Origin of the sequence: Knoellia remsis (genome assembly GCF_003002895.1) — a bacterium.
Lineage (GTDB): Bacteria > Actinomycetota > Actinomycetes > Actinomycetales > Dermatophilaceae > Knoellia > Knoellia remsis.
The window spans coordinates 71905-81634 of record NZ_PVTI01000019.1; the positions used below are offsets into that span (position 1 = coordinate 71905).

At 71.2% G+C, this 9730-nt stretch carries 7 protein-coding genes and 1 pseudogene; all 8 read left to right on the plus strand.

All coding sequences use genetic code 11. The annotated features are described in order from the left end of the window. The first annotated feature begins 44 nt into the window (after positions 1–44). Positions 45–2630 (plus strand): aminopeptidase N, encoded by a 2586-nt coding sequence (gene pepN, locus BCF74_RS11845; protein ID WP_106298163.1) that lies wholly within the window; start codon positions 45–47, stop codon positions 2628–2630. Then, positions 2627–3625, plus strand: coding sequence for a mechanosensitive ion channel family protein (locus tag BCF74_RS11850; protein WP_106298164.1), 999 nt, complete (start codon positions 2627–2629; stop codon positions 3623–3625). The genes pepN and BCF74_RS11850 overlap by 4 nt, the downstream gene beginning before the upstream one ends. Further along, positions 3622–3993 (plus strand): globin, encoded by a 372-nt coding sequence (locus BCF74_RS11855; protein WP_106298165.1) that lies wholly within the window; start codon positions 3622–3624, stop codon positions 3991–3993. The genes BCF74_RS11850 and BCF74_RS11855 overlap by 4 nt, the downstream gene beginning before the upstream one ends. A 202-nt stretch (positions 3994–4195) precedes the next feature. Next, positions 4196–6034 (plus strand): glycoside hydrolase family 13 protein, encoded by a 1839-nt coding sequence (locus tag BCF74_RS11865; RefSeq protein ID WP_106298166.1) that lies wholly within the window; start codon positions 4196–4198, stop codon positions 6032–6034. A 19-nt stretch (positions 6035–6053) separates the two neighbouring features. Beyond that, positions 6054–6866 (plus strand): glycerophosphodiester phosphodiesterase family protein, encoded by an 813-nt coding sequence (locus BCF74_RS11870; RefSeq protein ID WP_106298167.1) that lies wholly within the window; start codon positions 6054–6056, stop codon positions 6864–6866. A 10-nt stretch (positions 6867–6876) separates the two neighbouring features. Beyond that, entirely contained in the window at positions 6877–7683 is an 807-nt protein-coding gene (locus BCF74_RS11875; protein WP_106298168.1) for an enoyl-CoA hydratase family protein, read from the plus strand. Continuing rightward, positions 7680–9083, plus strand: a complete 1404-nt coding sequence (locus BCF74_RS11880) for an MFS transporter (RefSeq protein ID WP_106298169.1) — start codon at positions 7680–7682, stop codon at positions 9081–9083. Before BCF74_RS11875 ends, BCF74_RS11880 begins: the two co-directional genes overlap by 4 nt. Positions 9084–9300: 217 nt before the next feature. Next, positions 9301–9730: pseudogene (locus BCF74_RS11885) on the plus strand (hypothetical protein); the annotation flags it as partial.

A 9730-nucleotide genomic window follows, 5' to 3' on the forward strand; every position in this document is an offset into this window, starting at 1 on the left:
CACGGCGAACCCCGCCAGACCACACGCCAGATCAGGAGATCCCTGTGCCCGGGAAGAACCTCACCCGTGTCGAGGCCGAGGAGCGCGCCGCGCTCGTCACCGTCGACTCCTACGACGTCGAGCTCGACCTCACCACGTCGGAGAAGACCTTCGCGACGACGAGCACGATCCGCTTCACCGCCACCCCCGGGTCGGCGACGTTCGTCGACTTCCTCGGTGAGTCGGTCGAGTCGGTGACGCTCAACGGCGAGGCGCGCGAGCCGGCATACGACGGAGCCCGGATCGCCATCGACGGGCTGGCCGAGACCAACGAGCTGCGCATCGAGGCCACCGGGACGTACATGAACACCGGCGAGGGGCTGCACCGGTTCGTCGACCCGGTCGACGACGAGGTCTACCTCTACAGCCAGTTCGAGGTGCCGGACAGCCGCCGGATGTACCCCGTGTTCGAGCAGCCCGACCTCAAGGCCCGGTTCACCTTCACGGTGACGGCGCCGAGCCACTGGCAGGTGCTGTCGAACTCCCCCACGCCGCAGCCGCAGCCGACCGACCGCGACGGCGTCTCGACGTGGAGGTTCACCGCGACCGAGCCGATCTCGAGCTACATCACCGCGCTCGTTGCCGGCCCCTACGACGTCGTCCGCGACAGCCTCACCTCCCGCAAGGGCGAGATCCCGCTCGGCATCTTCTGCCGCAAGTCGCTGACGCAGTTCTTGGACGCGGACAACCTCTTCGACCTGACGAAGCGCGGTTTCGAGTTCTTCGAGGCCGAGTTCGACCAGCCGTACCCGTTCGAGAAGTACGACCAGGTCTTCACGCCGGAGTACAACATGGGCGCGATGGAGAACGTCGGCTGCGTGACCTTCAACGAGGTCTACGTCTTCCGCTCCAAGGTCACCGACGCCATCGTCGAGCGTCGCGCCCTCACCGTCCTGCACGAGCTGGCGCACATGTGGTTCGGCAACCTCGTGACGATGAAGTGGTGGAACGACCTGTGGCTCAACGAGTCGTTCGCCGAGTGGGCGTCGACGACGTGCCAGGCCGAGGCCACCGAGTGGACCGAGGCGTGGACGACGTTCTGCACGCACGAGAAGGACTGGGCCTACCGCCAGGACCAGCTGTCCTCGACCCACCCGATCGTCGCGCCGATCCGCGACCTCGAGGACGTCGAGGTCAACTTCGACGGCATCACCTACGCCAAGGGCGCCTCCGTCCTCAAGCAGCTCGTCGCGTATGTCGGGCGTGAGCCGTTCCGTGACGGGCTGCGGGCGTACTTCGCCAAGCACCAGTGGTCCAACACCACCCTCGACGACCTCCTCGACGAGCTCGAGGCGACGTCCGGGCGCGACCTGCGCGCGTGGAGCACGGCGTGGCTCGAGACCGCCGGCGTCAACACCCTGCGCCCCGTCATCGAGGTCGACGACCGCGGGCTCATCTCGTCCGCGGCGATCGAGCAGTCGTATGCCGAGGGCTTCGAGACGATCCGCCCGCACCGTCTCGCGATCGGCCTGTATGCCGTCCGTTCCGGTTCCGAGGAGGGCCTGGGTTCCGGTGCTGACGGCGCCTCGCGCCTCGAGCGCACCGACCGCATCGAGCTCGACCTCACCGGTGAACGCACCGAGGTGCCCGAGCTCCTCGGCCGCGAGCAGCCCGACCTGCTGCTCGTCAACGACGACGACCTCACCTACGCCAAGATCCGGCTCGACCAGCGTTCTCTGGCAACGGCGCTGAAGCACGTGCGGGGCTTCGAGAGCTCACTGCCGAAGTCGCTCGTCCTCGCGTCCGCGTGGGACATGACGCGCGACGCGGAGATGGGAGCGCGGACCTTCGTCGACCTCGTCCTCGAGGTGCTGCCCGGCGAGTCCGACTCCACGCTGCTGCGCACCCTCTACGCCCAGCTCGCGACGGCGGTGAACCTCTACGTCGCACCGGAGCACCGCGACACGACGCGCCGCGCGACCCTCGAGCGACTGTGGGAGGTGGCCCGCACGGCCGAGCCCGGCAGCGACGCCCAGCTCCAGGCGGTCACCGCGGCGGCCGGCTTCACGACGACCGGTGACGACACGGCATACCTGCGCGGCCTGCTCGAGGGCACCGAGACCCTCGACGGCCTCGCGCTCGACACGGACATGCGCTGGACCCTGCTCACCGGGCTCGCCGGCGCGAACGCCCTGCAGGACGGCGAGATCGACGCCGAGCTCGAACGCGACCCCACGGCGACCGGCCGCGAGCGAGCCGCCCGGGCCCGCGCGTCGGTGCCGACCACGGAGGCCAAGGAGGCGGCGTGGAGCGCCGCGGTCACCGAGAGCGGGCTGTCGAACTCGATGGTCGACGCCTACGCCCTCGGCTTCGGCCGGCTCGGCGACGTCGCAGCGCTCGAGCCGTTCGTCGGTCGCTACCACGACGTGCTCGCGTCGCTGCAGGAGTCGAAAGGTTCGATGGCGCTCGTCGAGTCGATCGTCACCGGGTTCTACCCGCGCGGGCTCGCGAGCGCCGAGCTGCGCGACGCGACGCAGGCCTGGCTCGACACGAACCCCGACGCACCCGACGCGCTGCGCCGGCTCGTCGCCGAGAACCGCGACCCGATCACCCGCGCCCTCGCGGCCCAGGAGCGTGACGCCTGCGAATGAACGACGCCGACATCGCCCGCACCATCGTGACCGTCGAACGGCTGCAGGACTGGCTGCTCACCGACGGGCTGCGCATCCTCCTCACGGTCGTCCTCGCGGTCGTCGTGCGGTGGCTGCTGCACCGGCTCATCTCGCGCACCGTGCGCACGATGACCGACAAGACGGCGGACGCCCGCAGTGCCGACGGCTCACGCGCCGGCCGGCTCCTCGCGGAGGCGACGGGGCTGGCGAACGCGCGCCGGGAGCAGCGGATGGCGACCCTGGGGTCGCTGCTGCAGAGCATCGTCACGTTCGTCGTGACGCTCATCGCCGTGCTGACGATCATGGCGCTCATCGGCATCCCGCTCGGGCCGCTGCTGGCGTCGGCCGGTGTCGGCGGTGTCGCGCTGGGCTTCGGTGCGCAGAGCCTCGTCAAGGACTTCCTCTCCGGGATCTTCATGATCATCGAGGACCAGTACGGCGTCGGAGACGTCATCGACACCGGTGAGGCCATCGGCACCGTCGAGGAGGTCACGCTCCGGGTGACCAAGCTGCGCGACGCCAACGGCGTCACCTGGTACATCCGCAACGGCGAGATCATTCGCATCGGCAACCTCAGCCAGCACCGCGCGACGATCACCGTCGACGTCCCCGTCGCGTACGACGAGAACGTCGCCCACGTGACCTCGGTGATCACGCAGGCCGTCGACGCCATGGCCAAGGACGAGGACTGGGACGGGCGGCTGCTCGACACCCCGACCGTCGCCGGCGTCGAGTCGATCACCGGTCAGGCCATGACGATCCGCGTCTTCGCCGAGGCATCACCCGGCGCGAAGTTCGAGGTGCAGCGCGAGCTGCGCCAGCGGATCAAGACCGCCCTCGACGCAGCGGGCGTCAAGGCACCGCCGATCGCTCCCTACGGCGAGTTCGGGGCACGCCCCTACGGCCCGGCAGGTGGCGGTCCAGGCGCTGGGGGTACGGGGACCGGCGGGGGCAGCACGGGAGGACGATCGTGAGCTTCTACGACGAGGTCGGTGGCGCCGAGACCTTCGAGCGCCTCGTCCACGAGTTCTACGTCGGGGTGAAGAGCGACCCGCCGCTGCGCGCGCTCTACCCCGAGGAGGACCTCGAGCCGGCCGAGCGCCGACTGCGGATGTTCCTCGAGCAGTACTTCGGCGGCCCGAAGACCTACGGCGAGGAGCGCGGTCACCCGCGGCTGCGGATGCGGCACGCGCCCTTCCCGGTGACGCTCGACATGCGCGACCGCTGGATGCGGCACATGCTCGCCGCAATGGAGACACTCGACCTGCCCGAGGCGCACGCCGAGGTCATGCGCGACTACTTCGCCCGCGCCGCGCTCATGATGGTCAACACCCCGGACTGACGACCCGGACCGAGCGCCCGAAACCTCGTCCCCGACGCCCAGTCGCGGCACTTGCCCTCGAGAACGGCGTGCCCGTTGTGTCCGCTGACAGCGACTTCGCCCGGTTCTCGGCGGTGTCCTGGCTCAACCCCTTCGCCTGACGGACCCAGCCGGACACTCGGGCGACGGGTGGGGGTTGGGTGAGCGGACGGCATACGGAACGATGGGGCGGGTGACCCAGACCACACCGGACACCAGCACCCTGCACCCCGCCGACGCGAGCGACGCCCCCTGGTGGCGCGACGCGGTGATCTACCAGATCTACCCGCGCTCGTGGGCGGACTCCGACGGCGACGGCGTCGGCGACCTGCCGGGGATCACGGCGCGCCTGCCCTACCTGCGCGACCTCGGGGTCGACGCGGTCTGGCTGTCGCCGTTCTACGTCTCGCCGATGAACGACGCCGGCTACGACGTCGCGAACTACCGCGACATCGACCCCGTCTTCGGCTCGCTCGGCGACGCCGACGCGCTCATCTCCACGGCGCACGACCTGGGGATCAAGGTCCTCGTCGACCTCGTGCCGAACCACTCCTCGAGCGAGCACGAGTGGTTCCGGGCCGCGCTGGCCAGTGAGCCGGGCAGCCCCGAGCGCGGGCGCTACATCTTCCGCAAGGGTCGGGGCACGGACGGCGAGGAGCCGCCGAACAACTGGCCGTCCGTCTTCGGCGGCGAGGGCTGGACCCGCGTCACAGAAGCCGACGGGTCGCCCGGCGAGTGGTACCTCCACATCTTCGACACGACGCAGCCCGACTACGACTGGAACAACCCCGAGGTCGGCGACGAGTTCGTCGAGATCCTGAAGTTCTGGTGCGACCGCGGCGTCGACGGGTTCCGCGTCGACGTCGCGCACGGCCTCGTCAAGGAGGAGGGCCTGCCCGACTGGGACGGCCCACTGCAGATGCTCGACGCCACCGACTCGAGCGAGGCCGCCGCCCTGCCGCCGGAGGATCGGGAGAACCGGCCCAGTGGTGACGCCCCCGCACACGAGCCGGTCCCACACGAGGAGGAGGAGCCGCAGCGCATCCACGACACCGGCCTCGGCGCCCGCCCGCCGATGTGGGACCAGGAGGGCGTGCACGAGATCTACCGGCGCTGGCGCTCGATCCTCGACGACCAGCCGTCGCCGGAGCGCATCCTCTGCGCCGAGGCGTGGGTCAAGCCCGCCGAGCGCCTCGCCCGCTACGTCCGCCCGGACGAGATGCACCAGGCGTTCAACTTCGACTTCCTCGACACGCACTGGCACGCCGACGCCCTGCGCGCGGTGATCGAGCAGTCGTACAAGAACAACGACGCGGTCGGCGCCCCGACGACGTGGGTGCTCTCGAACCACGACGTCGTCCGGCACGCCTCGCGCCTCGGCCTCGACCAGTCCCTCCCCCGTCCCAACGGCATCGGCGCGGACAACCCGCAGCCGGACGCCGAGCTCGGCCTGCGCCGCGCCCGTGCCGCGACGATGATGATGCTCGCCCTGCCGGGGTCGGCCTACATCTACCAGGGCGAGGAGCTCGGGCTGCCGGAGTCGACGGACATGCCCGACGAGTTCCGCCAGGACCCGACGTTCCACCGCACCCAGGGCAAGGAGATCGGTCGCGACGGCTGCCGCGTCCCGATCCCGTGGAAGGCCGACGCGCCCTCGCTGGGCTTCGGTCCGGGCGATGCGACGTGGCTGCCGCAGCCGGAGTCCTATGCGCGGTATGCGGTGGACGTGCAGAAGGGTGTCGAGGGGTCCACGCTCGAGCTCTACCGGTCCTTGCTCGCCGCGCGCCGAGACGGCCGGCTGGGGCTCGGCTCGTTCCGCTGGCATGCCCTCGTCGGGTCCTCCCCGGACGTCGTCGCGTTCGTCAACGGCTCGCAGGACGGCGACCGAGAGACGCTCGTCGTCGTCAACCTCGGTTCCGAGCCGGTCGAGCTGCCGGCCGGTGCCGAGGTGACCCACCGCTCCGGCGACCTCACGGACGACGGGGCGGTCCCGACCGACACCGCCGTCTGGGCGCGCATCTGAGCGGGCGCGGCAACCCACCATGGCGCGCGCCGCGGACTTCGCCTACTTCGACCACGACGACCCGATCGCGATGGCACATCGCGGCGGCGCGGCATACGGTCCGAACGTCGGTCTCGAGAACACCCTCGGCGCGTTCCGGCGCGCGGTGGCGATGGGGTACCGGTACCTCGAGACCGACGTCCACGCCACCGCCGACGGTGAGCTCGTCGCCTTCCACGACAGTCGCCTCGACCGCGTCACCACCGGTCGCGGTGCCGTCGCCGAGCTGCCGTATGCCGTGGTGCGCGAGGCGCGCATCAACGGCACCGACGCGGTGCCGTTGCTGACCGAGCTGCTCGAGGAGTTCCCCGACGCCCGGCTCAACATCGACATCAAGGCGTGGGCGGCCCTGGAGCCGACCGTCGAGGTGATCCGCGCCCACGACGCCGTCGAGCGGGTGTGCATCGGGTCGTTCAGCGAGCGTCGGGTGCGGGCGGCGCGGCGGGCCCTCGGACCTCGCCTCGCGACGGCGGCCGGGCAGGTCGGGACGGGAGTGCTGCGCTATGCGCCCGGGCTCGTGTCGCGGTGGCTGCACACGCCGGCGCCCGTCCTGCAGATCCCGGTGCTGCACCGGCTGCGCGGGCGCGAGATCCGGCTCGTGACACCGGGACTGCTCGCCGCCGCCCACCGGCTCGGCAAGCAGGTGCACGTCTGGTTCCACCCATGGAGCGACGAGAGCGCCGAGGAGATGAACCGCCTCCTCGACCTCGGCGTCGACGGCATCGTCACCGACCACATCGCGACGCTGCGTGACGTCCTTGCCGAGCGCGGACACCCCCTGGCCGCTGGGTAGTCTCGAGGGCATGACCGGCACCACTGGGGAGACGAGCACGCCCGAGCGACGGGTCACCACGAGCACGCAGGGCGGCATCGCGACCGTCACCCTCGACTCGCCGCACAACCGCAACGCCCTCTCCGACCTGCTCGTGACGCAGCTGTCGGAGGCCCTGGCCGCGGCGGCGGAGGACGACTCCGTGCGCGCCGTCGTGCTCACCCACACCGGCGGCACGTTCTGCGCCGGCGCCGACCTCAGCGAGGCGTCGAGCAGCACCGGCGACGACCCAGTGCGCGCGCGAGCGGAGCAGCTCGCGGACCTGCTCCGGTCGATCGTCGCCCACCCCAAGCCGGTCATCGGCCGCATCGACGGGCACGTCCGCGCCGGGGGCATGGGCCTCGTCGCGGCGTGCGACATCGTCCTCGCCGGGCCGTCGTCGACCTTTGCGCTCACCGAGTCGCGGCTGGGGCTGGCGGCGTCGGTCATCTCGCTCACGGTGCTGCCCCGAGTCGAGCCGCGGGCGGCGTCGCGCTACTTCCTCACCGGGGAGAAGTTCGACGCGGCCGAGGCGGCCCGGATCGGGCTCGTGACGTCGGCGCCGGACGACGTCGCGGGCGCGCTCGCCGCGCTCGTCGCCGAGCTCGGGCAGGGCTCGCCGCAGGGGCTGCGCGAGTCCAAGGCCCTCGTCAACCACGACCTCGTCGCCCGCTTCGACGACCAGCGCGAGCGGGTCGCGGCCCAGTCCGCGAGCCTCTTCGCCTCCGACGAGGCGCTCGAAGGCATGACCGCGTTCCTCCAGCGCCGTCCGCCGCGCTGGGCCGCCGACGCGCAGTGACGGCGACCGATCCCGCAGAGGCCACCGGCCGGCATACGGAAGGTCTGTTCGGCCCAACCTTCCGCCCGCTGACGCTCGGCCTCGTCGCGCTCATCACCGTCATCGCCTTCGAGGGCATGGCCGTCTCGACCGCCATGCCCGAGGTGGCCCGCGAGCTCGACGCGGTCCGCTCCTACGGGTTGGCGTTCTCGGTCATGCTCACGACCCAGCTGCTCGGGATCGTTCTGTCGGGGGTGTGGACCGACCGCTCGGGATCGCTGCCGTCGCTCTTCGTGGGACAGGTGCTGTTCGCCGTGGGGTGTGCCGTATGCGGCTCGGCCGGGTCCTTCGGTCCGTTCCTGTTCGGGCGGGCGGTCGCCGGGCTCGGGGCCGGTCTGACGTTCGTCGCGGCGTTCGTCGTGGTGGGGCGCGCCTATCCGGAAGCGTTGCGGCCCAAGGTGTTCAGCGTCGTCTCGGCGGCGTGGGTGCTGCCCTCGCTGCTCGGTCCCGTGATCGCCGGGTGGCTGACAAGTGCGGTGTCGTGGCGGCTGGTGTTCTGGGCGGTCGTGCTGCCGGTCGCGGTCGCGCTCGTGGCGGTCGTGACGCGACGCGGCCAGATCGCGGCCGCCGACGCCGGGGTCGAGGCGTCCAGCCGAGACCACCGCGAGCACCGTCGCGCGGCGTGGCTCGGTCTCGCGATCGCGGTCTCGGCGGGACTGCTGCAGTGGGGCACGCACGAGCTCGAGATCGCCTGGTCCCCCAAGACCGTGACGGCACTCGTCGGCCTCGTCGGTGTGGCCGTCGTCGCGCCGATGCTGCTGCCCGCCGGGACGTTCGCCATGCGGCGCGGCCTGCCGTCGGTGATGCTCAGCCGGTTCTTCCTGCCGTGCGCGTTCTTCGGGACGCTGACGTACATCCCACTCATGCTCACCGGCGAACGCGGGATGACCCTCACCCAGGCCGGTGCGGTGCTCGCGGTCGGTTCGCTCGGCTGGTCGGTCGGGTCGTGGATCCAGGGCCGTGACCGGTATGCCGGTCGGCGGGACCGGCTCGTCGTCCTCGGCGGGCTGTCACTCGCGCTCGGGCTTCTCGGGGTCGTCGCGGTGACTGCGTTCGGCTGGTGGCCGTGGTGGGTCGTCGTGCCGTTGTCGTTCTGCGGCCTCGGGATGGGCCTCGGGACGGCCTCGCTCTCGGTGCTCGCGTTGTCCCTGACGCCGCCGCGCGACCACGGCTCGGCGTCGTCGTCATTGCAGCTGTCCGACGTCCTCGGGTCGGTCATCGGGATCGCGGCAACAGGCGCGGTCTTCGCGGCCCTGCACACGGCGGCCGGTCAGGATGTGCCGGTCTTCGTCGCGATGTGGCTCGGGACGGCGGCCGTGGCGGCGCTCGTGATCGCATCCGGAAGCCGCATCCGCTCCTGACGCCAGCCGGCCGCACGTGCTTGGGCGGTCATCCCCGTTCATCCCGGTGTTGCGATGCATGACCATCCACTTCTCGGCGAACTTTCCCGCACGATGCGCAACTCACGTGACGGCTGTGACTCGTGAGGCGAGCGGCATACCGGCGCACGAATAGCGCTGCGCGACAGCGGAATCCGGTCCGGGGAGACTGTCAGTGCCGGGTTCTAGCGTTGCTGTCATGACCGAAACGCCGCAGCTGAGCTACGCCGAGTGCGTGGACCGGCTGCGTGCTGCCCGCGAGGCGTTGACCGTGCTTCCGTCGGTGCTGTTCCACGCCACCGGCGACCAGCTCGGCGAGACCCTCGAGGCCCTCGGGGACCTCTCCGCCCACGGCGAAGCGGCCGAGGTCGCCATCACCGTCGAAGCCCTCGACCGCGGCGAACCCGCCTCCAGCTCCCCGCCGCTCTCCGCACGAGACTGGGTCCGCACCCACCACCGCCGGTATGCCGTCGCCGGCGCCTCCCGCCTCGTCGACGTCGCCGAAGCGTGCCGCGACCCTCGCCACCACGTGCTGCGTGACGCGGTCACCACCGGACGGGTCAGCATCGGCACCGCCAAGGTCACCATCGGCGAGATGCGACTGATGAAGCCGCACCTCAACCCCGAGG